This window comes from Pseudomonas deceptionensis, assembly GCF_900106095.1.
GTDB lineage: Bacteria > Pseudomonadota > Gammaproteobacteria > Pseudomonadales > Pseudomonadaceae > Aquipseudomonas > Aquipseudomonas deceptionensis.
Window position 1 is genome coordinate 619,435 of record NZ_FNUD01000002.1, and the last position, 25,612, is coordinate 645,046.

The window sequence follows — 25,612 nt, forward strand, 5'->3', positions numbered from 1 at the left end:
CATGAGCGATAAGCCTGAACACGACCAGCCAATGCCGCTGGTTTCGCACCTGACCGAGCTGCGCACCCGCCTGCTGCGCTGCATCGCGGCGATTTTCATCATCTTTGCCGGGTTGTTCGCCTTCACGCAGCAGATCTACACCCTGGTCTCCACGCCGTTGCGTGAATACCTGCCGGTGGGCGCGACGATGATCGCAACCGACGTGGCCTCGCCGTTCCTCACGCCGCTCAAGCTGACCATGATGGTTTCGCTGTTTATTGCGATCCCGGTGATCCTGCACCAGATCTGGGGCTTTATCGCACCCGGCCTGTACAAGCACGAAAAGCGCATCGCCGTGCCATTGCTGGTCTCCAGCATCTTCCTGTTTTATGCCGGCATGGCGTTCGCCTACTTCCTGGTGTTCCCGCTGGTGTTCAAGTTCTTCGCCGCCGCCACCCCCGAAGGCGTAGCGATGATGACCGACATCAGCAGCTACCTTGATTTCGTCATGACCCTGTTTTTTGCCTTTGGCGTGGCCTTTGAAATCCCGGTGGCCGTGGTGCTGCTGGTATGGATCGGCATCGTCGACGTCAAATACCTGCGCAAGATCCGCCCGTACGTGATCATCGGCTGCTTCGTGGTTGGCATGATCCTGACCCCGCCGGACATCTTCTCGCAAACCTTGCTGGCGATCCCGATGTGGATGCTGTTTGAAATCGGCATCCTGTTTGGCAGCCTGATCAGCAAAAACAAGCGCGGTGAAGACCCGGACGAACAACCGGCAGACAACGACGCCCAACCGCCAGCGCCACAAGCGTGAACCTGCTGCTCCTCGAAGAGGCTGATTTCATTGCCGCCGACCGTGTGATCCTGCGCGATCGGCGCCTGACTCACATGCAGGAAGTTCACCGTGCCGCTGTCGGCGACAGCCTGCGCGTCGGCCGGATTGGCGGATTGATGGGCAGCGCCGAGCTGGTGCGCCTTGAGGCTAAGGAAGCCGAACTGGTTATCCACAGCCTTGACCAGCCGCCCCCGGCCAAACTGCCCCTGACCCTGTTGCTGGCCCTGCCGCGCCCGAAAATGCTGCGTCGGGTGCTGCAAACCGTGGCCTCGATGGGCGTGCCCAAGGTCATCCTGGTCAACAGTTACCGGGTTGAAAAAAGCTTCTGGCAGACCCCGTTTCTGGAGCCCGAAGCCATTCGTGAGCAACTGATTCTTGGCCTTGAGCAATCACGTGACAGCGTCTTGCCCGAGATCATTATCGAAAAGCGCTTCAAGCCCTTTGTAGAAGACCGACTGCCGGCACTGGTCGAAGGCACGCTGGGTCTGGTTGGCCATCCGGGTGATTACCCGGCCTGCCCGCGCGGGCTGGACGAGGCGGTCACCCTGGCCATCGGCCCGGAAGGTGGCTGGATCCCTTACGAAATCGACTTGCTGGCCAAGACAGGTCTGCAACCGGTGCAACTGGGTGCGCGCATCCTGCGGGTCGAAACCGCCGTTACCGCTCTGCTCGCACGCCTGTTCTAGCCCTCCAGAATCAGTGGCCGCTGCAGCAGCGGCTACTGACATTTGACCTCGGTCACACATTCAACCTCTGCCCTTCAGTTATCTCCCTGCGCGCCGATGCCCTTACAACCCAGAAAGACTGTCACGAGTCTCGGTCAGTAAAGGAGTATCACCATGTACCGTCAGTTGGCCCAACTGCTCGGCAACATAAGCGTCAAACGTAAACTCAGCCTGGGCTTCGGCCTGGTACTCGTGTTGACCTTATTGATCACCGCCACCGGCTGGAATGGCCTGGTGTCCGTGATCGACCGGGGTGACAAGCTGGCCAACATCTCGAAAATCATCGGGCTGACCAAAGACCTGCGCATTGCCCGCCTGGAATATGAGCGCCAGCCCGGGGAAAACACCCTTGCCGACGTCACCCACCAGTTGACCGAACTGGACAACGCGCTGGAGCTCTCACATGCACAGCTGGTAGCTCCCGAAGACCTGACCCTGGTCGAGCAGCAACTCAACGCCGTGACTGAGTACAAGCGCGCCTTCGCTGACCTCATTCAGGGCTCCCGGCCCGGTGACCAGGCCGTTGAGCGCATGCACCAGCAGGGCAATGTCCTGATCGAGCAGAGCCAAAAGCTTTCGGCGCTGCAAACAGCCAAACGCAACACCGAAAGCCAGCAAGCCACCAACCTGCTGATCGGTTGTGCGCTGCTGGCGCTGGTACTGGGCTTCATTGCCGCCTGGGTCATTACCCGCCAGATTGTGATCCCGCTGCAGCGCACGCTGAAAACCGTTGAGCAGATCGCATCCGGCGACCTGACCCATGACCACCCGACCAACCGCCGCGACGAACTGGGCCAGCTACAGCAAGCCATTCAACGGATGACCACCGGTCTGCGCGAGTTGATTAGCGGCATCAGCGACGGCGTGACACAAATCGCCAGCGCGGCCGAAGAGCTCTCGGCGGTGACCGAGCAGACCAGCGCCGGGGTCAACAACCAGAAGGTCGAAACCGATCAGGTCGCCACCGCCATGCATGAAATGGCTGCGACGGTTCAGGAAGTGGCTCGCAATGCCGAAGAGGCCAGCGAAGCTGCAGTCGCTGCCGACCAGCAGGCCCGCGAAGGCGACAAAGTGGTCGCCGAAGCCATCTCCCAGATAGAGAAGTTGGCGATCGAAGTTGGTCACTCCACCGAGGCCATGGGCCATCTCAAGCGTGAAAGCGACAAGATTGGCAGCGTGCTGGACGTGATCAAGTCCGTCGCCCAGCAAACCAACCTGCTGGCCCTCAACGCGGCCATCGAGGCTGCGCGGGCCGGTGAAGCCGGTCGCGGGTTTGCGGTGGTCGCGGACGAGGTGCGCAGCCTGGCGCAGCGCACGCAAAAATCCACCGAGGAGATCGAAGAGCTGATTGCGGGCCTGCAAAGTGGCACCCAGCAAGTGTCGAGCAGCATGGACAGCAGCCGCGCCCTGACCGACAACAGCGTTGAGCTGACCCGTCGCGCAGGCGAGTCTCTGGGCAATATCACCCGCACGGTGTCGACGATTCAGGGCATGAACCAGCAGATCGCGGCCGCGGCCGAGCAGCAAAGTGCTGTGGCCGATGAGATCAACCGCAGTGTGTTGAATGTGCGTGATGTGTCCGAGCAAACCGCCGCGGCCAGCGAAGAGACTGCCGCGTCCAGCATTGAGCTGGCGCGTCTGGGTACGCATCTTCAAGCATTGGTTGGGCGGTTCAAGGTTTAAAGAGTCAAAAGCCCCTCACCCCCAACCCTCTCCCAAAGGGAGAGGGAGCTGGCGGGTGGTGTTCTTGAGATCGCATGCGGTCAGCCCCCTCTCCCTCCGGGAGAGGGTTAGGGCGCTTTTAAAGCACCTGCCGCAAAAACGCCTGGGCGCGCAGGTCTTTGGGCGAGTTGAAGAAGTCTTGCGGGTTGGAGTCTTCCAGCAACTTGCCATGGTCAAAGAACAACACGCGGTTCGCCACTTCGCGGGCAAAGCCCATTTCGTGGGTCACACAGACCATGGTCATGCCTTCGCGGGCCAGGGTCTTCATGACGTCCAGTACTTCGCCGACCATCTCCGGGTCCAGCGCCGAGGTGGGTTCGTCAAACAACATCACCTTGGGTTCCATCGCCAGCGCACGGGCAATCGCCACGCGCTGTTGCTGACCGCCCGAGAGGCGTGACGGGAACTCATTGGCCTTCTGCCCGATACCGACCTTCTCCAGCAGCGCACGGGCCTTGGCTTCGCGCTCGGCCTTGCCACGCTTGCGCACGACCTTCTGCGCCAGGCACAGGTTTTCGAGCACGGTCATGTGCGGGAACAGGTTGAAATGCTGGAACACCATGCCGACTTCACGCCGATAGGCATTGACGTCGGTTTTGGGGTTGGCCAGGTCCAGACCGTCAATGCTGACAGAGCCGGAGTCGAAGTCTTCCAGGCCATTGAGGCAGCGCAGAAAGGTCGACTTGCCCGAGCCCGACGGGCCGATCACCACCAGTACTTCGCCCTGGGCGACGGTGGTGCTGACGTTGTCTACCGCGCGAACAATGTGCCCGCGGGTGTCGAAGACTTTTACCAGTTCGCGAACTTCAATCACTTTGCGCGAGCCTCCGCTCAAGCCGGCTGGCGAAATGCGACAGCGGCAGGTTGATCAACAGGTACAGGCCCGCAACGCAGAACAGGATTTCGAACGGCGAAAACGAGGTGGTGATGACTTCACGGCCGCTTTTGAGCAGCTCGGTAATGGCGATCACCGACACCAGCGAGGTGTCTTTGACCAGGCTGATAAATTGCCCGGCCAGCGGCGGCAGCACACGTTTGAACGCTTGCGGCAACACGACGTAGCGCATCGACTGGCTGCTGTTGAGCCCCAGCGAGCGAGCGGCTTCGTTTTGCCCGCGGGCGATGGACTGCACACCCGAACGCACGATTTCAGCCACGTAAGCGCCGGTGAACAACGACAGCGCGGCAATACCGGCAAACTCGCGGGACAGGTTGAGTACGGTGCCAATAAAGAAGTAGAAGATAAAAATCTGTACCAGCAGCGGCGTGCCGCGCACCAGTTCGACGTACAGCGTCGAGAGGTCGCGCAGGGTCGGGTTATTCGACAAACGGCACAGGCCGGTGGCCAGCCCGATGATCAAACCCAATACGCCAGAAACCAGCGACAACCAGACCGTGGTCCACAGGCCCCAGAGCAGCGGCCCTGCTGCCCAATGGCGGTTAACGCCAATCACGTCGCCTTCGGCCACATCGTCGCCCTCAGCCACTTGCAGGCTGTTATCGGCAACGGTTACGCGCTGTTCTTTGCCATCTTCGCCACGCAATACCACTTCAGCGGCATCGCCTTTGCGCACCAGCTCGATAACGGTCGAGGCTTCAGCGGCACGCTGGGCTTCTTCGGCCTGATAGGCGAAGTACTGCGGCACCCGGTTCCAGCGCCACTCGTAGGACATCAATGAGGTGGCGTAATACAACGCCCCCGCCAGGCCGATGAGCACCAGCACGGTCAATACGTGCCAGGGCCACTGGGCTTTTTTTTGTTTGATCACTTTCAGGTTCCGTCAGGAGAAAAGCCAGGCCCGTAGCAGTTGCCGAAGGCTACGTCCGGGCGCGAAGCGCTCGTAAATCGAACGCCTCCGTTTTTCATCTGAACCGCATTCCGCTTCTTTACGGCTGCTGCGCAACCGGACGCAGCCTTCGGCAGCTGCTACAAAAGTAGCGGAATGCGATCAGCGCTTATTCCATGTCTTTGAGCCAGGCGGTGTCTTTGAACCACTTGTCATGGATGCGATCGTAGGTGCCGTCTTCGTGGATCTGGTGCAGGAAGTTGTTGATGTAGTTGATGCTGTCGTAGTCGCCTTTCTTCAGACCGAAGGCCAGCGGCTCGTAGGTGAACGGCTTGTCGAGGAACACCAGCTTGCCGTTACCGAACTTGTTCACCGCTACAACGTTGTAAGGCGCGTCGTAGATGAAGGCATCAGCCTTGCCGTTAACCACGTCCAGAACACCTTCTGGCTCGTTGTCGTAGCCGTGGTACTGGGCTTTGGAGATCAGCTTGCGAGCCACGATTTCACCCGTGGTGCCGATCTTGGACGTCAGGCGGTATTGCGGGTCGTTGAGGTCTTTGTAGGATTTGATCTTGTCTTCAAGTTCTTTGCGAATGAGCAGGGTCTGGCCCACAACGATAAAGGGTTCGCTGAAGTTCAGGCGCAGGTTGCGCTCCTGGGTCAGGGTCATGCCGCTGCCGATCATGTCGAACTTGTTGGTCATCAGGGCCGGGATGATGCCGTCATAACCGGTGGAAACCAGCTCCAGCTTGACGCCCATGGACTTGGCCATGGCTTTGAGCAGGTCAACTTCGAAACCAATGATCTGGCCACGCTTGTTGGTCATTTCGAACGGCATATAGGTCGGGTCCATGCCCACCTTCAAGGTGCCGCGCTTGACCGCGTCATCAATGGCGCCTGCATGGGCGGCGCTGACCGCCAGTAGTGCAGTGACACCGAACATCAGTTTCGATAGAAACTTCTTCATCATCAACTCCCCCTCACCTGCTCAATAAAGTCGGGCACTCACCCATTCGGAGGCGGATGCTAACTCACTGGGGGGTTGTGACACGAGTGTTGCGAGAGAAAAGCAGGATGGGGGTGGGCGATGGATCCGCTACCGAGAAACTTCAACGGTGGGAGCGAGCCTGCTCGCGAAGTGCGTTCGCGAGCAGGCTCGCTCCCGCAGCCCCCCCATAAAGCACAAACCCCACCGAAGTGGGGTTTGTTTTGGCATCAAGCCGCGGGCTGTAACGGCAACAACGGCGCGTGAGGGTCAGCGGCAACCGACTCTCGCCAGGCGTTCAGCCAGCCTTCGTGACCTTCGTTCCACACCAGTGCATGCAGGCGGGCAAGGGCCACAGGGTCACTCAACAGCTCCATGCGCTCTTTGTTGGTCACGCCCTGAGGGCCGACCTTGAGGGCGTGGCGCACACGTTCGATACGCAGCCACTCAATCGGCTCGGCTTCACGGTGACGCGACGTCGCCAGGGCACAAGCCAGGGCGTTCTGCTTCGGATCAACCACTGCCCGCACAAAACCGTCGTGCAGTGCGTGGTAGCGGTTCTCGTGGGTGTATTCAGCAGTGGCCGACAATTCACGCGGCGGCGCGTATTCCTCAGGAATCAGGAACAGGCTTTCGTCACGCGTCTTGAGGCCCAGCTTGACCCGGCTGGAGATCACCGAAACCGGGATCGACAGCATCAGCGAACCGACAATCGGCACCAGCCACCACAAGAAGCTCGGGTTCAACCACAACACCAGCGCAGCCCAGGCCGCACCCAGCAGGGTTTGCGGGCCATGACGGCGCACGGCTTCGCTCCACGGCGTGGAGTCATCGTCACGCTGTGGCGAGTTCCAGGTCGCTTCCCAACCCAGGAACGCGGCCAGAACAAAGCGGGTGTGGAAGATCATGCGCACCGGTGCCAGCAGCATCGAGAACAGCATTTCCAGCAACATCGACAGCGTGACCTTGAACCTGCCGCCGAACGCTTTGGCGCCCTTGGCCCAGATCAAGATAATGCTCAGCAGCTTGGGCAGGAACAACAGCACGATCGTAGTCGAGAACAGTGCCACGGCTTTATCCGGGTGCCATTGTGGCCACAGCGGATACAACTGGCGCGGTTCCATGAAGTACTGCGGCTCCATCAGCGTGTTGACCGCCAGCAAGGCCGTCGACAGCAACAGGAAGAAGAACCACAACGGCGCTGACAGGTACGACATCACGCCCGTGAGGAACACCGCACGGTGGACCGGGTGCATGCCTTTAACCAGGAACAGGCGGAAGTTCATCAAGTTGCCGTGGCACCAGCGACGGTCACGCTTGAGTTCGTCCAGCAAGTTGGGCGGCAGTTCTTCGTAGCTGCCCGGCAAGTCGTAGGCAATCCATACACCCCAACCGGCACGGCGCATCAGCGCTGCTTCAACGAAGTCGTGAGACAGGATCGCGCCCGCAAAAGCCCCTTTACCCGGCAACGGCGCCAAGGCGCAGTGCTCGATAAACGGCTTCATTCGGATGATTGCGTTGTGGCCCCAGTAGTGGGATTCACCCAACTGCCAGAAGTGCAGACCGGCGGTGAACAGCGGCCCGTATACCCGCGTCGCAAATTGCTGCATGCGTGCATACAAGGTGTCCATGCCCGAAGCACGCGGCGCAGTCTGGATGATGCCCGCGTCTGGCGTGGCTTCCATCAGGCGCACCAGGCTGGTCAGGCATTCACCGCTCATGACGCTGTCCGCGTCCAACACCACCATGTAGGTGTAATCGCCGCCCCAGCGACGGCAGAAGTCGTCGAGGTTGCCGCTTTTACGCTTCACACGACGGCGGCGACGGCGATAGAAAATCCGCCCGAAGCCTTCTGTTTCGCGACACACATCCAGCCAGGCCTGTTGCTCGGCGACGCAGATATCAGGGTCGTTACTGTCGCTGAGGACGAAGAAGTCGAAGCGGTCCAGATCACCTGTGGCCGCTACCGACTCGTACGTTGCCCGCAAACCGGCAAATACGCGGGTCACGTCTTCGTTACAGATCGGCATTACCAGTGCAGTACGCGCCTGCTCCGGGATCGGCTCATTGCCGGCGCTGGCGCCGGAAATGCGGTATTTGTCGTGCCCGGTCAGCAGTTCCAGAAAGCCCATCAAGGCTGTCCAGAAACCCGCCGACACCCAGCAGAACAGAATCCCGAACAGGATCAGGATGCTGGTCTGCAAGGCGTATGGCAGCACTTGCTGCGCCGTTTGCATCAACGGCTGGTGCAGCACTTCTTCAAGGTCAACGAACGCCCAGCCCTGATACGGCATGATGCCTTTCATGTACCAGCCGGCCACGATGGTCTGGCCGAGCATCAACACCAGCAGGATGTAACGGCGGATAGAACCCACCGTGCGCCATCGGGCATGGGGCAATACGCGCTCATCGATCTTCGGTGCAGGCGGGTTGCTGCGCCCGGTCAGACGCCGCCAGCCGCGAACCAGAATGTTGGTGCGCCATGGCTCTGGCACCACCTTGGTGCGGCGAATCGGCGGCGTAGCCTTGAGCATCACCCGGCCGCTGGCGTCGAGGGCAAGCATTTCTGCTTCCTCGAGTTCAGCGGCCGATGTCAGGTTAAGACGCGTGCCCACCGAGGCCTGTGCGGCCTCGGCAGGTTCTACGTCAGCCTGCGCCGACAAGCGCGCATGCAACTCGGCGAACGAGGTGCAGCTCGCCAGTTCGGCGCGCTGCTCATCGCTCAGTGGCAAATGCGCCAGGTACTCGCTGAGCGAGGCCGGTTGGGGCTGAGCATTACTCATCGGCTGGCAACTGGTAGCTCCAGGTCTCGGTCAGTACTTTTTCAGTCTTCACCGGTTCCGGAGTGGCTGGGGTAGCGTCGGCCGCAGGGGCTTTGGCGTCCTTGGCGGCTACGTGTTCTTTCTTCTCTTGTGCCTTGGCCGCTGCTTTTTCAGCTTTGGTCACTGGCGCTGCCGGCTTGGCCGCAGGGGCTTGCTCGACGTCCTGGACCAGCGCTGCACGCATTTCCGTGGACTTGCTCGGATCCTTGATTTTCATCCGCAGGGTCAAGCGCCAGCCCTTGGTTTCAGGGTTGTAACGCACGTTGTTCTCAACCAGTTCGGCGTTGTCACCGACACTGACCTGGCTGCGTACAGCCGCATCTTCCGCCAAGCCCTTGAGCGACGGGCCTTCGAAATCAACCAGGTAAGCCACGCTGCCGTCTGGCTGGCGGATCAGGTTGGATTGCTTGACGTCGCCGGTCGAACGCAGGGTTTGCTTGACCCAGGCGCTGTCACCCGGGTGCAGGGCTGCTTCGTCCAGGGTCCAGTGCATGCGGTAAGCGAAATCGAACGGTTTGAGAGGCTCGGGCAGAGTGTCCGGGCTCCAGAACGCAACGATGTTGTCGTTGGTTTCGTCAGCCGTCGGGATTTCTACCAGGTCAACAGAGCCTTTGCCCCAGTCGCCCTGCGGTTCGATCCAGGCGCTTGGGCGCTTGTCGTAGCGGTCATCGAGGTCTTCGTAGTGGCTGAAGTCACGGCCACGTTGCAGCAAGCCAAAGCCACGCGGGTTTTCAACCGAGAAGTTGCTCACGGACAAGTGTTTCGGGTTGTTCAGCGGACGCCAGATCCACTCGCCGTTGCCGGCATGAATGGCCAGGCCCGACGAATCGTGCAACTCGCGACGGTAGTTGAGCACTTTGGACGGCTGGTTGGCGCCGAACAGGAACATGCTGGTCAGCGGAGCGATGCCCAGCTTGCCTACCTTGTCACGCAGGAACATCTGCGCCTTGACGTCCACCACCGTGTCTACGCCAGGGCGCAGGGTAAAGCGGTAAGCGCCGGTAGCCCGTGGCGAATCCAGCAAGGCGAAGATCACCAGGTGCTTGTCGTTAGGCTTGGGTTTTTCGATCCAGAATTCGGTGAAGCGCGGGAACTCTTCGCCCGATGGCAATGCGGTGTCGATCGCCATACCACGGGCCGACAGGCCGTAGATCTGGCCTTTGCCCACAACGCGGAAGTAACTCGCGCCGAGCATGGTCATGATTTCGTCCTGCTTATCCGCCTTGTTGATCGGATACAGCACGCGGAAACCCGCCCAACCGAGGTTCTCGGTAGCTTTCGGGTCAAACTTGACGTCACCGAAATCGAAACGACTGGAGTCGTACTTGATCTCTTCAACCTTGGTGGCGGTCACTTCGTTGATTTTCACCGGCGTGTCGAAATGCATGCCCTGGTGATAGAAGGACAATTTGAACGGGGTTTTATCGCCCGCCCACTGCGCCTTTTCACGATTGAACTGAATTTTCTGGTAGTCCGCGAACTTCATGTCGCGGAACTCTTTTGGCAAATTGCTGCGTGGCGCTTGGTATTTCTGTTCGGCGAGGGTTTTAGCCTCAGCCGCCACGTCATCCAGACTGAATGCCCACAGTTGACCCGCACCGAACAAGCAAAAGAGCGCAGAGCCCGTCACCAGTGCGTTGCGTAACCGCTTGGCAGACATTTTTGGTGCATTTAATGGACTAACAATCACGAGCAAACCTCGCCGAATACAGATGATGAAACCAACCACCAGCGATCTAAATGCCAGGTTGGCGAGCACTGTTCCGACAATTGGTAGAAGTTTTAATTCCCCCAGCGTGCCGGATTAGTCTCTGTGTAGCGCGGGATTATCTAGTAGCCCGCGTTACAACGCATCTACTGTCAGCAAGTATTTCTCGCTAAAACCCCCTGTTTTCAGACGAAAACACCGATTTTCAGGGTTTTAGATTTGTAACAGAAATGTCACAGGGCCATCATTGATCAAATGTACCTGCATATCGGCTCCAAAACGCCCTGATTCCACCCTCGGGTGAAGGCGTTTTGCCTCGCTGAGCAGGTGATTGAACAACTCCTCGGCCAAGGCAGGGGGTGCTGCCGTGGAAAAACTCGGGCGCAGGCCATTTTTGGTGTCGGCCGCCAGGGTAAATTGCGAAACCAGCAGCAGACCGCCACCGATATCGGCCAGTGACAGGTTCATTTTGCCTTCGGCATCGCTGAACACCCGGTAGTTGAGCAACTTGTGCAATAACTTGGTGACGCTCGCCCCGGTATCGCCGGGCTCGACCGCGACAAGCACCAGCAAGCCCTGATCAATTGAACCGACAATCTCCCCTGCCACTTCTACCCGCGCACCCCTGACGCGCTGCAGCAGGCCCTTCATGCTTCGTCCGGCTGCAATTTGAGCAACTGGCGGGCCATTTGCTCGGTGGCACGTACCAAGGCATCGGTGATTCCGGGCTCGGAGGCCACATGGCCGGCTTCGCGGATCACTTGCAGCTCGCTGCCGGGCCAGGCCTGATGCAGCTCCCAGGCGTTGTCCAGCGGGCAAATCATGTCGTAGCGACCATGGACGATCACGCACGGCAGGTGAGCGATCTTGTACATGTCGCGCAGCAACTGGTTGGGCTCCAGGAACGCGTTGTTCATGAAGTAATGGCATTCGATACGGGCGATGGATAATGCCCGGTGCGGCTCACAGAAACGTTCGACCACTTGCGGGTTGGGCCGCAGGGTTGCGGCACGCCCTTCCCAGGTCGACCAGGCCTTGGCCGCGTGCATTTGGGCAATCTGATCATTGCCTGTCAGACGTTTGTGAAAAGCACTCATCAGGTCGTGACGCTCTTCAGGCGGGATCGGGGCTATATATTCCTGCCAGTAATCCGGGAAGATCCGGCTGGCACCCTTCTGATAGAACCATTCGATTTCTTGAGGACGGGCCAGGAAGATCCCGCGCAGGATCAGGCCGTGTACCCGCTCCGGATGGCTTTGCGCGTACGCCAGTGACAGGGTCGAACCCCACGAACCGCCGAACACCACCCACTTGTCGATCCCGAGGAACAGACGAATCCGCTCCATGTCCGCGACCAGATCCCACGTGGTGTTGCTGTCCAGGCTGGCATGCGGCGTCGAGCGCCCACAGCCGCGCTGATCGAAGGTGATGATCCGGTACAGACCCGGATCAAAGTAACAGCGACTGTTGGCATCGCAGCCCGAACCCGGCCCGCCGTGGACAAACACCACGGGCAGGCCGTCTGGCGAACCGCTTTCGTCAACGTAGAGAACATGCGGCCCATCAACCGCCAGCTCATGCCGGGCGTAGGGTTTGATCTGCGGGAACAAGGTCTGCATTACGCACTCCGAGGGGGGGCTGGAAAATGTTGCCGTCTGGCATCATAAACCCGATTGAGTGCAATGAGCATGTCCTTACACGCAACCCTTTGGGAGCTGGCTTGCCAGCCCCCAAAAGGTCGGAAACTCAGGAAAGCTCGGGAGCCACTTCAATCGCCCGACCTGCTGCCGGCTTTACCCACAACAGATAAGCCACCACCAGGAATGCAATCCAGACCACGCCGACCATCAGCGCCGCTTGAGTCTCAGGGAAGTAGCCCAGTACGCCGAAGATGAACACCATGAACGCAATCGCGGCCATCGGCGCATACGGCCAGAACGGCACCGGGAACTTGAGCTCGGCCACTTGCTCGCGGGTCATGGAGCGACGCATGGCCACCTGAGTCACCAAAATCATCAACCACACCCACACCGTGGCAAAGGTGGCAATCGAGGCGATCACCAGGAAGATGTTTTCCGGGATCAGGTAGTTGAGCACCACACCGCCCAACAACGTAGCGCCCATCACCAGGACCGTCATCCACGGCACGCCATGGCGGGAGATTTTGGCGAAGCCTTTAGGCGCCTGCCCTTGCTGTGCCAGACCGTACATCATGCGGCCTGCGCCGAAGATGTCGCTGTTGATGGCCGACACCGCAGCCGAGATCACCACGATGTTCAGAATGGTGGCCGCCGAGCTGATACCCAGGCTGTCAAAAATCTGCACAAACGGGCTGCCCTGGCTGCCGATCTGGGTCCAAGGGTAAATAGCCATCAACACAAACAGGGTCAGCACATAGAACAACAGAATGCGTAACGGCACTGCGTTGATCGCTTTAGGGATCACGCGTTGCGGGTCTTTGGCTTCGCCGGCGGTGATGCCGATGATTTCAATGCCGCCAAAGGCAAACATCACCACCGCAAACGAAGCGATCAAGCCGCCCACGCCATTAGGCATAAAGCCGCCGAATGACCACAGGTTGCTGATGCCGGTGGCCACCGCATCTGAACTGCCGGAGGTACCGATGCCGAACAGCATGATGCCGAAACCGGCCAGGATCATCGCCACGATGGCGGCAACCTTGAGCAGCGACAGCCAGAACTCCATTTCACCGAAGACTTTGACGCTGCACAGGTTAAGCCCGCCAATCAGCAGCACGATGCCCAATACCCAGATCCAGCGCGCCACCTCCGGGAACCAGAAGCCCATATAGATACCGAAGGCGGTGACATCGGCCAGACACACGATGATCATCTCAAAGGCATAGGTCCAACCCAGGATAAAGCCGGACATCGGGCCCAGGTAGGTACTGGCGTAGTGGCCGAACGAACCGGACACCGGGTTGTGCACGGCCATTTCGCCCAGTGCGCGCATCACCATGAATACCGCAGCACCACCAATCAGGTACGCCAGCAACACAGCAGGTCCAGCCATTTGGATGGCAGCGGCTGAACCATAAAAAAGACCCGTTCCGATCGCTGAACCCAGCGCCATAAAACGGATGTGACGGGCCGATAGCCCGCGTTTCAAACCTTGAGTCTGGTTTTGCATTTCGCGTCCTTGATTATTATTGTCGGCGAAAACAGAGACGCAGAGAGCCCGGGAGGCTCTCTGCGTTTTTTTGGGGTTACAGGCTTGGCAGAACGTGTGCTGGCAGCAGATCGTTCAGGCAACGGGTTGCCAACAGCTTCATGGCAATTTCGATGTCCGGAGCGAAGAAGCGGTCTTTCTCATAGTGCGCAACCTTGCTACGCAAGGTGGTGCGAGCGATTTCAAGCTTGGCCGAGGTTTTCAGGCCATCACGCAGGTCCAGACCCTGGCACGCGGCCAGCCACTCAATCGCCAATACACCACGTACGTTTTCAGCCATTTCCCACAGACGCTTGCCAGCAGAAGGGGCCATCGATACGTGGTCTTCCTGGTTGGCCGAGGTTGGAATGCTGTCGACGCTGTGCGGGTGCGACAACGCCTTGTTCTCGCTGGCCAGGGCCGCAGCCGTCACCTGAGCGATCATGAAGCCGGAATTCACGCCGCCATTGGCCACCAGGAACGGCGGCAATTGCGACATGTGCTTGTCCATCATCAACGAGATACGGCGCTCGCTCAGCGAGCCGATTTCGGCAATCGCCAGAGCCATGTTGTCTGCGGCCATCGCAACCGGTTCGGCGTGGAAGTTACCGCCGGAGATCACGTCGCCCTGCTCGGCAAATACCAGCGGGTTATCCGACACCGCGTTGGCTTCAATGCCCAGCACTTCGGCAGCCTGACGGAACTGAGTCAGGCAGGCGCCCATCACTTGTGGCTGGCAACGCAGGGAGTACGGGTCTTGTACCTTGTCGCAGTTTTTGTGCGACTCGGAGACTGCACTGCTCGCGCCCAGCAGGTCGCGATAAATCGCAGCTGCATCGATCTGCCCGCGTTGACCGCGTGCCGCATGGATACGTGGGTCGAACGGCGAGCGCGAACCCAGCACGGCTTCAACCGTCAGGCCGCCACATGCCATGGCAGCAGCGAACAGGTCTTCGCCTTCAAACAGACCGCGCAAGGCGTAAGCCGTGGATACCTGAGTACCGTTGAGCAGGGCCAGACCTTCTTTGGCGGCCAGGGTCAGCGGCTCAAGACCGGCTTGTTTCAAGGCGCTTACGGCATCGAGCCACTCGCCTTTGTAACGTGCCTTGCCTTCGCCCAGCAGTACCAGCGACATATGCGCCAACGGCGCCAGGTCGCCCGATGCGCCCACCGAACCTTTCAGCGGGATGTGCGGGTAAACCTCGGCATTGATCAGTGCGATCAATGCGTCGATAACCACGCGGCGAATCCCGGAGAAACCACGGCTCAGGCTGTTGACCTTGAGCACCATGATCAGGCGCACCAGATCATCGCTGATCGGCTCGCCGATACCGGCTGCGTGGGACAGCACCAGGGAACGCTGGAGGTTTTCCAGGTCTTCGCTGGCGATTTTGGTCGAAGCCAGCAAACCGAAACCTGTGTTGATGCCGTAGGTGGTGCGGTTTTCGGCAAGGATCTGCTCAACGCACGCCACACTGGCATCGATCTGCGCCGAGGCGCTCTCGTCCAGGCTGAGCGTTACCGGCTGCTGATAAATGTCACGCAGTTGGGCAAGGCTCAGTTGGCCGGGGATCAGGTTTAGCTCAAGCACGTTAATACTCCTTCACACGTGTAACCGAAATTATAGAAATCTTTAGCAACCTTGTGGGAGCTAGCCTGCTCGCGAAGACCGTTCGCGAGCAGGCTAGCTCCCACAGAAGACCAATGTCAGCCGTTGATCATCGGCAGGTTCAGGCCCTGCTCGTTCGCGCAGTCGATGGCGATGTCGTAACCGGCATCGGCATGGCGCATTACGCCGGTCGCCGGGTCGTTGTGCAGTACGCGGGCAATGCGTTCTGCCGCTTCGTCGGTACCGTCACACACAATCACCATGCCCGAGTGTTGCGAGAAGCCCATGCCAACGCCGCCGCCGTGGTGCAGCGAGACCCAGGTCGCACCGCTCGCGGTGTTGAGCAAGGCGTTGAGCAGTGGCCAGTCGGACACAGCGTCCGAACCGTCTTTCATCGATTCGGTTTCACGGTTCGGGCTGGATACCGAACCAGAGTCCAGGTGGTCACGGCCAATCACGATCGGGGCTTTGAGCTCGCCGCTGCGCACCATTTCGTTGAACGCCAGGCCCAGCTTGGCGCGCTGGCCCAGACCAACCCAGCAAATACGTGCCGGCAAGCCCTGGAAGCTGATGCGCTCGCGAGCCATGTCCAACCAGTTGTGCAGGTGGGCGTCGTCAGCGATCAGTTCTTTGACCTTGGCGTCGGTTTTGTAGATGTCTTCCGGATCACCCGACAGTGCGACCCAACGGAATGGACCTACACCGCGGCAGAACAGTGGGCGGATGTAAGCCGGTACGAAGCCCGGGAAGTCGAATGCGTTTTCAACGCCCACTTCTTTGGCCATCTGACGAATGTTGTTGCCGTAGTCGAAAGTCGGAACGCCAGCCTTCTGGAACGCCAGCATGGCTTCAACGTGTTCGCCCATCGAGGCTTTGGCGGCTTTGACCACGGCAGCCGGATCGGTCACGGCGCGGTCGCGGTACTGCTCCCAGGTCCAGCCTTTTGGCAGGTAGCCGTTCAGTGGGTCGTGGGCGCTGGTCTGGTCGGTCACCATGTCCGGGCGCACACCACGACGAACCATTTCCGGCAGCAATTCAGCAGCGTTGCCGCACAGGGCGATGGAAATCGCTTTGCCTTCAGCGGTGTATTTCGCAATACGTGCCAGCGCGTCATCCAGATCCACGGCTTGCTCGTCGACATAACGAGTGGCCAGGCGGAAATCGATACGGCTTTGCTGGCATTCAATGTTCAGCGAGCAGGCACCGGCCAGGGTAGCGGCCAGCGGTTGTGCACCGCCCATGCCGCCCAAACCTGCAGTCAGTACCCATTTGCCGACCAGGCTGCCGTTGTAATGCTGGCGACCGGCTTCAACGAAGGTTTCGTAGGTACCCTGAACGATGCCCTGGCTGCCGATGTAGATCCAGCTGCCGGCGGTCATCTGGCCGTACATGGCCAGGCCTTTGGCGTCGAGTTCGTTGAAGTGTTCCCACGTAGCCCAATGCGGAACCAGGTTGGAGTTGGCGATCAGCACCCGTGGCGCGTTGCTGTGGGTTTTGAACACGCCAACCGGCTTGCCCGATTGCACCAGCAGGGTTTCGTCATCGTTGAGGTTGGTCAGGCTCTCGACGATTTTGTCGTAGCACTCCCAGTTACGCGCTGCCCGGCCAATACCGCCATACACCACCAGTTCGGTAGGGTTCTCGGCCACTTGTGGGTCGAGGTTGTTCATCAGCATCCGCAGCGGGGCTTCTGTCATCCAGCTTTTAGCCGTGAGCTGGGTGCCACGGGCGGCGCGAATTTCACCATCACGGTGACGGGTGAACGAAGCAGGCGATTTAGGGGTAGTTGAAGTCACGGGTAACTCCTCAGCGATGGGCAGATGCGTCGGGTGTGAGAAGAGGATCGACGCACACTTATGTACTTGTACATACAAGCATATGCAAGTAAGCGGCCAATGTCATATTTCAGCAGGTGAAATTGTTTAATCGCTGCTACAGGCCCCGTAAATAAAGGCTTAAATTTACGCAGGTAGTCTCTTTGACAGATGAGGGGTAAAGCGCGGGAATGTTACTGGGAGGGGGTTTTGCGTCTTTTTGGGGCGTTCGGTAACAGGAGGGGGTGCTGATCGCGTCACCCCATGGGCGCTGATGCCAGCGCCCATGGGGTGTATTGAGTCATTACTTTGCGTAACGCTGTTGCCCCCACTCAATAATCCGCGCGAGCAATTGCTTGAGCACCACCCGGGTCGGTGCCGCCAGGTCCTGGCGATAGTTGAACGGTTCGAACTCTTCCATATAGGTGCACTGCGCCAGCTCCAGTTGCACCGCATGGATGTTGTCGGCGGGGCTGCCGTAATGGCGGGTGATATGGCCGCCCTTGAAGCGCCCGTTCAGCACATGGCTGTACGCCGGGTGCTCGGCGCAAATGGCTTCCAGATCGCGGGCCAGTGCCGGGTCGCAGCTGGCGCCATTGAACGTGCCCAGGTTGAAGTCCGGCAAACGCCCGTCAAACAGGTGCGGCACGCAAGAACGGATAGAGTGCGCATCGAACAGCAACGCATAGCCAAACTCGTCTTTGAGGCGTTTGAGCTCCTGTTGCAAGGTCTGGTGGTAGGGCTTCCAGATCTGCTCCAGGTACGTCGCACGCTCTTGCTCCGAAGGCACTTGCCCTTCGCGGAACAGGGGCACGCCATCAAACAGCGTGGCCGGGAACAGCCCCGTGGTCGCGCCCACGTACATCGGTGCATCGTCTTCGGGGCGATTGAGGTCAATCACGAAGCGCGAGTACTCGGCAGCCAAGGTGCTGGCGCCCAGCTCAGCAGCAAAGTCGTAGAGCTGCGGGATGTGCCAGTCGGTGTCCGGCAGGCTTTGCGCCTCCGGGATCAGACCGGCCTTTACCGCCGGCGTCAGTTTCAAGCCTGCGTGGGGCATGCTGATCAGCAATGGCACACGGCCTTGTTTGAATGTCAGAACCTTATCCACAAACTTTTCTCCTAAAGCGCTACGTCAACGCCATTGCGCACGACGCGTTTATCCAGATCACCGCCCAGCCAATAGGCGAGGTCTGCCGGGCGATCAATATTCCAGGCCACAAAGTCGGCCACTTTGCCGGGTTCCAGCGAGCCATGGGTCTCGCCCATGCCCAGCGCCGTGGCAGCATGCTGGGTAACACCGGCCAAGGCTTCTTCAGGGGTCATGCGGAACAGGGTACAGGCCATATTCAGCATCAAGCGCAGCGACAGGCCCGGCGAAGTGCCCGGGTTCAGGTCGCTGGCGATAGCGATTTTCACCCCGTGCTTGCGCAGGGCCTCCATCGGCGGCAGCTGGGTTTCACGCAAAAAGTAAAACGCACCGGGCAACAACACGGCCACGGTACCGGATTGGGCCATGGCGATGGCGTCTTCTTCAGTCATGAATTCCAGGTGGTCAGCCGACAACGCCTGATAGCGCGCCGCCAGGCTTGAACCATGCAGGGAGGACAGCTGCTCGGCGTGCAGTTTGACCGGCAGACCCAGTTGCTGCGCCACTTTAAAGACGCGCTCAACCTGGGCCGGCGAAAAGGCCAGGTATTCGCAGAAGGCATCCACTGCGTCTACCAGCCCTTCGTCCGCCAGCGCGGGCAGCATCTCGTTGCAGATGTGGTCGATGTAGTCGTCGGCGCGGTCCTTGTACTCCGGTGGCAAGGCGTGGGCCGCCAGGCAGGTGCTGCGCACCGTGACCGGTAATTCCTGGCCAAGGCGACGAATCACCCGCAGGATTTTGCGTTCGCTCTCAAGGCTCAGGCCATAACCGGACTTGATCTCGACGCTGGTGACGCCATCGCGCAGCAAGCAGATCAAACGCTGACGGGCACTGGCGAACAACTCCTCTTCGCTGGCCGCACGGGTCGCACGCACAGTGCTGGCAATGCCGCCACCGGCGGCAGCGATTTCGGCATAGCTCACGCCCTGCAAGCGCTGCTCGAATTCACCGCTGCGATTACCGCCAAACACCGTATGGGTGTGGCAATCGATCAGTCCCGGCGTAACCCACGCGCCTTCCAGGCCGTGGGTTTGGCCATACTCGCCGGCAGGCAACTGCTGACGCGGGCCAATCCACTCAATGTAGCCGTCACGGGTAACAAGGGCGGCATCCTCGATAATCGAGTACGTACCATTGGCCATGGTTGCGACATTGCAGTGTTGCCAAAGAGTTTTCATTCAAACACTCCATCATTGATTCAAGCCAGATGCGGCAACAACTCATGTAACAAGCGTTGATCCTTGAGAATCCCAGCGCTGCTGGCAATGTCCGGCGCCAGCCAGCGATCCTGATCATACGGTGCCACGCGCTCACGCAGCAGGTTCAAGGCTTTTTGGGTACCGGCGCCAAAACGCTGCGGTTTGAGAAACTCAAATGCCTGGGCCGCCAACAAATATTCAATGGCCAGGATCTGCGTACAGTTTTCGAGCAGTTGCAGCAGTTTGAGCGCCGAGTTGGTACCCAGGCTCAGGTGATCTTCCTGCAGCCCTGAAGTCACGTAGTTATCCAGCACTGCCGGTTGGGCCAACTGGCGATTTTGCGCGCAGAGGGACGCCGCGACGTATTGCACGATCATCATTCCCGAGTTAACCCCGGGCTGACTGACCAAAAACGCGGGCAGACCGCTCACATGCGGATTGATCAGACGATCCAGGCGGCGCTCGGCAATCGAGCCGATCTCGGCCATCGCAATGGCAAGCATATCGGCAGCCAGGGCCACCGACTGGCCATGGGGGTTGGCCTGGCTAACCACCCGATAGGCTTCAGGCGTGCCCAGGACCATCGGGTTGTCATTGACCGAATTGAGCTCGGTTTCGATTTGCAGCGCGGCATGTTGCAGCTGGTCACGCGCGGCGCCATGCACCTGCGGGATTGAGCGCAAGCTCAGGGCGTCTTGAGTGCGCACCCCTTTGCTGCTGGCAATGACTTCACTGTCTGCCAGCAAATGCCGCAGGTTTTCACCCACACGCTGCATGCCGGGATGAGGCTTGAGTGCCAGGATTTCAGGGTCAAACGCATCCAGCTGACCGCGCAACGCCTCAAAACTCATGGCCCCCGTCACATCGGCCCACTGCAACAAATGCGTGGCATCGGCCAAGGCCAGGCAGCTCAGGCCGGTCATGCACGGCGTGCCGTTGACCAGGCACAAGCCATCCTTGGCACCCAGTACCACCGGGCTCAGGCCTTCGGCAGCCAGTGCCTGCTGCGCAGGGACAACCTGCCCGCGGTAGCTGACGTCGCCAACGCCCAGCAGGCTGATGCCGATATGCGCCATGTGGGTCAAATAACCCACAGAGCCCTGGGAAGGCACTTGCGGAGTGATCCGGTGATTGAGCAACGCCAGCAGCCCTTCAACCACTTGGCGGTGCAAACCCGACTTGCCCTGGCTGAACTGGATAACGGCCGCGCAAATGATGGCCCGGGTTTGCTCATTGCTGAGCACGGGGCCCACGCCGCAGGCATGGCTGAGCAAGGTGTTGCGCGACAGCGCGCTCAGTTGCTCGTCCTGCAACGAGACGTTGCTCAGCCCACCCAGCCCCGTATTGATGCCATACGCACGCTCACCACTGCGCACAATGCGCTGCACGATGGCCTGCGCATTGTCGATCCGGGCCCGGGCCTGATCCGACAACGTCAACAGTGCACCATGCCGGGCGACAGCCACGACGTCCTTCCACCCCATGCGGGTGTTGTCTATAACCACTGCTTCAATCTGCACGCTGTTCACATTTGACCTCAACCTGTCTAACCCTAAACCGTGACGGCACGGCGCTGAACAAAGCGATCCACGTAATCGTCAGCCGGCGAGTGAAGAATGTCCTTGGGCGTGCCCACCTGAATCAACCGGCCATCCTTGAGGATCGCAATCCGGTTGCCGATGCGCACCGCTTCATCCAGGTCATGGGTAATGAAGACAATGGTTTTATGCAGGGTCTTTTGCAGCTCAAGCAATTGATCCTGCATCTCGGCGCGGATCAACGGATCCAGGGCGCTGAAGGCCTCATCCATCAGGATGATGTCGGTGTCGCTGGCCAAGGCCCGCGCCAGACCCACGCGCTGGCGCATGCCGCCGGACAGCTGGTGCGGGTATTTGTTTTCGTAGCCTTTGAGACCCACGGTATTGATCCAGTGCATGGCGCGCTCGGCGCACAGGGCTTTGCTTTCGCCACGCACTTTCAGGCCATAGGCCACGTTGTCGATCACAGTTCTGTGGGGCAACAGGCCAAAGCTCTGGAACACCATGCTGATCTTGTGCCGACGGAATTGGCGCAAGGCTTCCATGTCGTATTGCAGGATGTCTTCACCGTCCACCAGGATCGCACCGCTGGTGGGATCGATCAGGCGATTGAAGTGGCGTACCAGCGTCGATTTCCCCGACCCGGACAAGCCCATGATGACGAAGATCTCACCGGTGCCGATGCTCAATGACAAGTCATTGACCCCGACGACGCAGCCGGTCTGGGACAAGACCTGATCCTTGGTTTTCTCTTGCTGGATCATGGCCAGCGCTTCCTTGGCACGGCTGCCAAAGATCTTGAACACGTTTTTCACTTCAATTTTAGGGGGCATGCTCATTTGCTCACCTCGTGCCGTGGGCGGCCATAGGCCTGCGTGATGCGGTCGATAACCACTGCCAGAATCACAATCGCCAGACCGGCTTCAAGCCCGCGACCGACGTTCAGCGTCTGGATCCCCACCAGTACGTCCTCACCCAGACCCCGCGCACCAATCATCGAGGCGATCACCACCATCGACAGCGCCATCATGGTGGTTTGGTTGATCCCTGCCATGATGCTCGGCATCGCCAGCGGCAACTGCACACCAAACAGCTGTTGCCAGCGGTTGGCACCAAAGGCGTTGATGGCTTCCATCACTTCGGCGTTAACCTGGCGAATGCCCAGATCGGTCAAGCGAATCAGCGGTGGCGCAGAGTAGATAACCGTGGCGAAGATCGCCGGGACTTTGCCCAGGCCAAACAGCATCAGCACCGGAATCAGGTACACGAAGCTGGGCATGGTTTGCATGATGTCGAGCATCGGCATCAATACGGCGCGCAAGCGATCGCTGCGGGCCGCGAGAATCCCCAGCGGGATGCCGATCAACACCGAAATCACCGTGGCGACCATCATCAAGGCCAGCGTTTGCATCAGCTTGTCCCACAAGCCAACAGCCCCCACCAGGAACAACAAGCCGACGATAACGGCCGTGGTCACCAGCTTGCGGGTAGCGTGCCAGGTGACACCTGCAACGATCGCCAGCACCAGCCACCAGGGAGCCATGCGCAGCACGGTCTCAAGATTGACGATGGCCCACAGCATGGTGTCGGAAATATGCCGGAAGATATCGCCATAGTTGGTCACCAGGGCGTCGACCCAACTGTTGACCCAGTCGGCAATTGAAAATGTAAAACGGTCGGGAAACATAAGAACTCTCGATCAAATGAAAGGAACGTACGCGACAGACAGAACGTCCGTGTTCAGAGTGCAGCCTCAATTTTCTTCGCGGCAGCTTCGTCTACCCATGCGTGCCAGACCTCTGGATGCTCCTTGAGGAACAACACGGCCAGTTGCGGCGACTTGATATTTTCATGGGTCATGCGGGCCAGGTTTTGATTGAGCAGATCGATCGGCAAGTTGACCTTTTCCAGGACGCTGATCAGCTCTGGCGCTTGCTCGTTGAAGACGCTCGACACGCCCACTTTGATCGTCAGGCTCTTGTCGACACCGGGCTTTTCTTCCAGTTTGACCAGATCAAGCTTGCCCATCAGCGGGGTCGGCGACCAGTAATAGAACAGAATCGGTTCGCCGCGCTTGTAGCTCGACAACACGGCGATATCCAGCGCCGGACCGGTGCCCGGGCGGAAGTTGGTAAAGGTGTTTTCCAGCCCGTAGCTCTTGAGCATTTCACTGTTTTCAAGCTCGCACGTCCAGCCGGCCGGGCAGTTGTAGAAACGCCCCTTGGACGGTTCTTCCTGATCCTTGAACAGTGCGGCGTACTGCCCCAGGTCGGCGATGGATTTGAGGTTCGGTGCCTTCGCTTCAATATTGCGGCCGGCATCGCCTTCAATCACGTAACGTGGCACATACCAGCCTTCAACAGCACCCACCACCGGTGCCCCAACGCCTACCACCTTGCCCGCCGCCTCAGCCTTGGACCACACTTTACTGCGCCCCACCCACTCCTCGGCAAACACCTGAATATCGTTGCTGCCCAGCGCGTTCTCCATGGAAATGGAGTTACCCGGCAAAGCATCAACCTTACAGTCGTAGCCCTTTGCCAGAACGAACTGCATCAGGTCAGTGAGCAACATCCCGCTTTCCCAGTTAAGCCCGGCGAACTTCACCGGTTTTCCTGACTCGCACCATGTGGCCGCCTGAGCAGTACCGGCACCGACCAAAAGGCTGATGGACAGTAAAGGGGTCAGCAGAGTCTTGTGGATGTTCATTGAGTGACGCTCCTAATCATTAAAAGGCTAAGGCTGGCTACGGCATACGGTTTCCAGGAGCTTTCAGCGGGTCCCTGCGCAGTGGGTCAATCAGCTCAGTAATGCTCCCTCTCGGTGTGGCTAAAGGCGTGGCAAATCAGGGGGTGTGCAAGCAAGCACTCGATGTACAGTCATGTACTTGTACATACAAGCATATGCAAGTAAGCGGCCAAGATGAGCTTACCGCGGGCGAAATTATTCAAACGCCGCTGCAAGGCCCAAAAACAAGGGCGACTACGGAGGTAGGAATTTTCTTTAAATTGCGAAAGGTAAGGCGAAGGGATGTTACTGAGACGGGGTTTTGCGTCTTTCTGGGGCGTTAAGTAACAAGCAGGGGCACTGTTTACTGTTCAAGGGTGGAAGCTGGCGGACCAGCCTCCACGGGCGCAACCTTTGCTTCAGACCGCACTCAACTCAATCACGCAGCAACGGCCTGTGACCGTGACTTCCAGCAACTCGCGATTGGCGCTCAGTTGCAGGCAATCGTAACGCCCCAAGTGTTCGTGGCAGGTTTTACCCAGGCCCACTTGCACGTGTTCACCAGCGCTGAAAATCACCAGGGTGTGCGCCGAACTGAACAACCGCTGCGGGGTTGTCGCCTCCAGCCATTGCAGCCGGGCGGTGTAACGTTGCGGGGCGTAGATCAGGTTGAAGTCGCGAATCGGCCCCTCTATCAGGGTGCAGCTGACGGCACTTTCGCCTTTAAACGCGAACGCATCGAACGGCAGCAAGGCCCGGGTACTGACGCCGTCGACTTGCAGGTTCATGCCCGCGCCTTGCAGTACGCTGATAATCCGCTGATAGCCGTCGAAGCGCGAAAAACCGCCTGACTCACCAATATCGGCAATCGACAGGCGCCAGCCAAAGCCATCAAGGCCTTCACCGGCGTCGCGGGTGATTTCTTCGGTGCTGCCACCGCCGTTTTTCCAAGGCATGCGCGGGTAATCGGCGGCGCGTAAAACTCTCAGCTCTTTCATTTACTGAAACGTCCTTCGAGACGGTGACGGGAACCGGGGTGGATCAGACGAGCCGCGGTAACGGGCTGGCGCCCCGACCAGGTGCGGCGGCGAATCAGCAGACACGGTTCGCCGGGCTCGATTTGCAGCAACTTGCACTCTTTGGGGTCAGCCAAAATCGCTTCGACCACGTGCTCGCCTTCGGTCAGGGGGGCGACCTGAGACAAATAGGCGTAGGGCGTTTGCAGGGTAAAGTCTTGCTTGAGGTAGTCCGGCGCCACTTGGGCATTCACGAAACGGTCCTCAATTTGCACGGCAATCCCGTTCTCGTAGTGCACGATCAGTGAATGAAAGACTTTCTGCCCTTCACGCATGTCGAGCACGGCGGCGCGTTCGGAACCGGCCATTTCTTCACCCAGGCTGATCACTTTGCAGGTGTGCTTGTGCCCACGCGCGGCGATTTCATCGGCGATGTTGTTGACTTGAAACAGCGCAGACTGAGTTTTGGGCTCAGCCACAAAGGTACCGACGCCCTGCATGCGCACCAGCAAACCGTCGGCGGTCATTTCACGCAGCGCACGGTTGATGGTCATGCGGCTGAAGCCCAACTGGCTGACCAGTTCGCTTTCAGAAGGCACACGGTAATGCGGCGGCCAGTTCCCGCTCTGGATTTGCGCAGTGATCATCTGCTTTACACGGGCATATAGCGGGGCCGGACTGTCGCCCATGTGGGCGGCCAGCGGGGACACGACAGGCGGAGTCGACACAGGCAATCCTTGTTCATGAGTTAAGGGGCGTAGCTTGCCGGAGTTTACCGAGCAGGCAAACGTCTGTATATGTATATACAAATAACAAACCATGGGG

General features: G+C 59.3%; 21 protein-coding genes. 3 read left to right on the plus strand and 18 right to left on the minus strand.

Going from position 1 to position 25,612, the window contains the following annotated elements:
- The first annotated feature begins 1 nt into the window (after position 1).
- The 3 genes from tatC (at position 2) to BLW11_RS02625 (ending at position 3,228) form a co-directional block, all read left to right on the plus strand.
- Positions 2-799 carry a twin-arginine translocase subunit TatC gene (tatC, locus tag BLW11_RS02615; RefSeq protein WP_048360456.1) on the plus strand — a complete coding sequence of 266 codons (798 nt, stop codon included), beginning with the start codon at positions 2-4 and terminating at the stop codon, positions 797-799.
- On the plus strand, positions 796-1,506 hold the full coding sequence (locus tag BLW11_RS02620; RefSeq protein ID WP_048360457.1) for a 16S rRNA (uracil(1498)-N(3))-methyltransferase: 711 nt from the start codon (positions 796-798) through the stop codon (positions 1,504-1,506). The genes tatC and BLW11_RS02620 overlap by 4 nt, the downstream gene beginning before the upstream one ends.
- A gap of 153 nt (positions 1,507-1,659) precedes the next feature.
- A complete protein-coding gene (locus tag BLW11_RS02625) occupies positions 1,660-3,228 on the plus strand; it encodes a methyl-accepting chemotaxis protein (RefSeq protein ID WP_048360458.1) in 1,569 nt (522 codons plus the stop codon).
- Positions 3,229-3,346: 118 nt separating this feature from the next.
- On the opposite strand, the gene BLW11_RS02630 is transcribed toward BLW11_RS02625, so the two are convergent.
- The 18 genes from BLW11_RS02630 to hutC all read right to left on the minus strand — a co-directional run bounded on the left by BLW11_RS02630 (position 3,347) and on the right by hutC (position 25,476).
- Positions 3,347-4,081, minus strand: a complete 735-nt coding sequence (locus BLW11_RS02630) for an amino acid ABC transporter ATP-binding protein (protein ID WP_048360459.1) — start codon at positions 4,079-4,081, stop codon at positions 3,347-3,349.
- Positions 4,074-5,033, minus strand: coding sequence for an amino acid ABC transporter permease (locus BLW11_RS02635; protein ID WP_420912220.1), 960 nt, complete (start codon positions 5,031-5,033; stop codon positions 4,074-4,076). Before BLW11_RS02635 ends, BLW11_RS02630 begins: the two co-directional genes overlap by 8 nt.
- Positions 5,034-5,223: 190 nt before the next feature.
- The gene (locus BLW11_RS02640) at positions 5,224-6,021 is read right to left on the minus strand and encodes a transporter substrate-binding domain-containing protein (RefSeq protein ID WP_048360461.1); all 798 of its coding nucleotides are present in this window, start codon (positions 6,019-6,021) and stop codon (positions 5,224-5,226) included.
- 248 nt (positions 6,022-6,269) lie between these two features.
- The gene (mdoH, locus tag BLW11_RS02645; RefSeq protein WP_048360462.1) at positions 6,270-8,822 is read right to left on the minus strand and encodes a glucans biosynthesis glucosyltransferase MdoH; all 2,553 of its coding nucleotides are present in this window, start codon (positions 8,820-8,822) and stop codon (positions 6,270-6,272) included.
- Positions 8,815-10,551 (minus strand): glucan biosynthesis protein G, encoded by a 1,737-nt coding sequence (locus tag BLW11_RS02650; protein ID WP_048360642.1) that lies wholly within the window; start codon positions 10,549-10,551, stop codon positions 8,815-8,817. Before BLW11_RS02650 ends, mdoH begins: the two co-directional genes overlap by 8 nt.
- Before the next feature lie 231 nt (positions 10,552-10,782).
- Positions 10,783-11,220, minus strand: coding sequence for a D-aminoacyl-tRNA deacylase (gene dtd / locus BLW11_RS02655; RefSeq protein ID WP_048360463.1), 438 nt, complete (start codon positions 11,218-11,220; stop codon positions 10,783-10,785).
- Positions 11,217-12,188, minus strand: a complete 972-nt coding sequence (pip, locus tag BLW11_RS02660) for a prolyl aminopeptidase (RefSeq protein ID WP_048360464.1) — start codon at positions 12,186-12,188, stop codon at positions 11,217-11,219. The genes dtd and pip overlap by 4 nt, the downstream gene beginning before the upstream one ends.
- 127 nt (positions 12,189-12,315) lie before the next feature.
- Positions 12,316-13,719 carry an amino acid permease gene (locus BLW11_RS02665; protein ID WP_048360465.1) on the minus strand — a complete coding sequence of 468 codons (1,404 nt, stop codon included), beginning with the start codon at positions 13,717-13,719 and terminating at the stop codon, positions 12,316-12,318.
- Positions 13,720-13,795: 76 nt separating this feature from the next.
- Positions 13,796-15,328 (minus strand): histidine ammonia-lyase, encoded by a 1,533-nt coding sequence (gene hutH, locus BLW11_RS02670; protein ID WP_048360466.1) that lies wholly within the window; start codon positions 15,326-15,328, stop codon positions 13,796-13,798.
- A gap of 116 nt (positions 15,329-15,444) precedes the next feature.
- Positions 15,445-17,142 (minus strand): urocanate hydratase, encoded by a 1,698-nt coding sequence (gene hutU / locus BLW11_RS02675; RefSeq protein ID WP_048360467.1) that lies wholly within the window; start codon positions 17,140-17,142, stop codon positions 15,445-15,447.
- A gap of 322 nt (positions 17,143-17,464) precedes the next feature.
- A complete protein-coding gene (hutG, locus tag BLW11_RS02680; protein WP_048360468.1) occupies positions 17,465-18,268 on the minus strand; it encodes an N-formylglutamate deformylase in 804 nt (267 codons plus the stop codon).
- A gap of 11 nt (positions 18,269-18,279) precedes the next feature.
- Positions 18,280-19,485, minus strand: a complete 1,206-nt coding sequence (gene hutI / locus BLW11_RS02685) for an imidazolonepropionase (protein WP_048360469.1) — start codon at positions 19,483-19,485, stop codon at positions 18,280-18,282.
- A 20-nt stretch (positions 19,486-19,505) separates the two neighbouring features.
- Entirely contained in the window at positions 19,506-21,026 is a 1,521-nt protein-coding gene (hutH, locus tag BLW11_RS02690) for a histidine ammonia-lyase (RefSeq protein WP_277620426.1), read from the minus strand.
- A 32-nt stretch (positions 21,027-21,058) separates the two neighbouring features.
- Entirely contained in the window at positions 21,059-21,883 is an 825-nt protein-coding gene (locus BLW11_RS02695; RefSeq protein WP_053069561.1) for a quaternary amine ABC transporter ATP-binding protein, read from the minus strand.
- Entirely contained in the window at positions 21,880-22,731 is an 852-nt protein-coding gene (locus BLW11_RS02700; protein WP_048360470.1) for an ABC transporter permease, read from the minus strand. Before BLW11_RS02700 ends, BLW11_RS02695 begins: the two co-directional genes overlap by 4 nt.
- A gap of 53 nt (positions 22,732-22,784) precedes the next feature.
- On the minus strand, positions 22,785-23,753 hold the full coding sequence (locus BLW11_RS02705; RefSeq protein WP_048360471.1) for an ABC transporter substrate-binding protein: 969 nt from the start codon (positions 23,751-23,753) through the stop codon (positions 22,785-22,787).
- 437 nt (positions 23,754-24,190) lie between these two features.
- Positions 24,191-24,769, minus strand: coding sequence for a HutD/Ves family protein (locus BLW11_RS02710; protein WP_048360472.1), 579 nt, complete (start codon positions 24,767-24,769; stop codon positions 24,191-24,193).
- Complete coding sequence (hutC, locus tag BLW11_RS02715; protein WP_193790191.1) at positions 24,766-25,476, minus strand: histidine utilization repressor; 711 nt, start codon at positions 25,474-25,476, stop codon at positions 24,766-24,768. The genes BLW11_RS02710 and hutC overlap by 4 nt, the downstream gene beginning before the upstream one ends.
- Positions 25,477-25,612 lie beyond the last annotated feature (136 nt).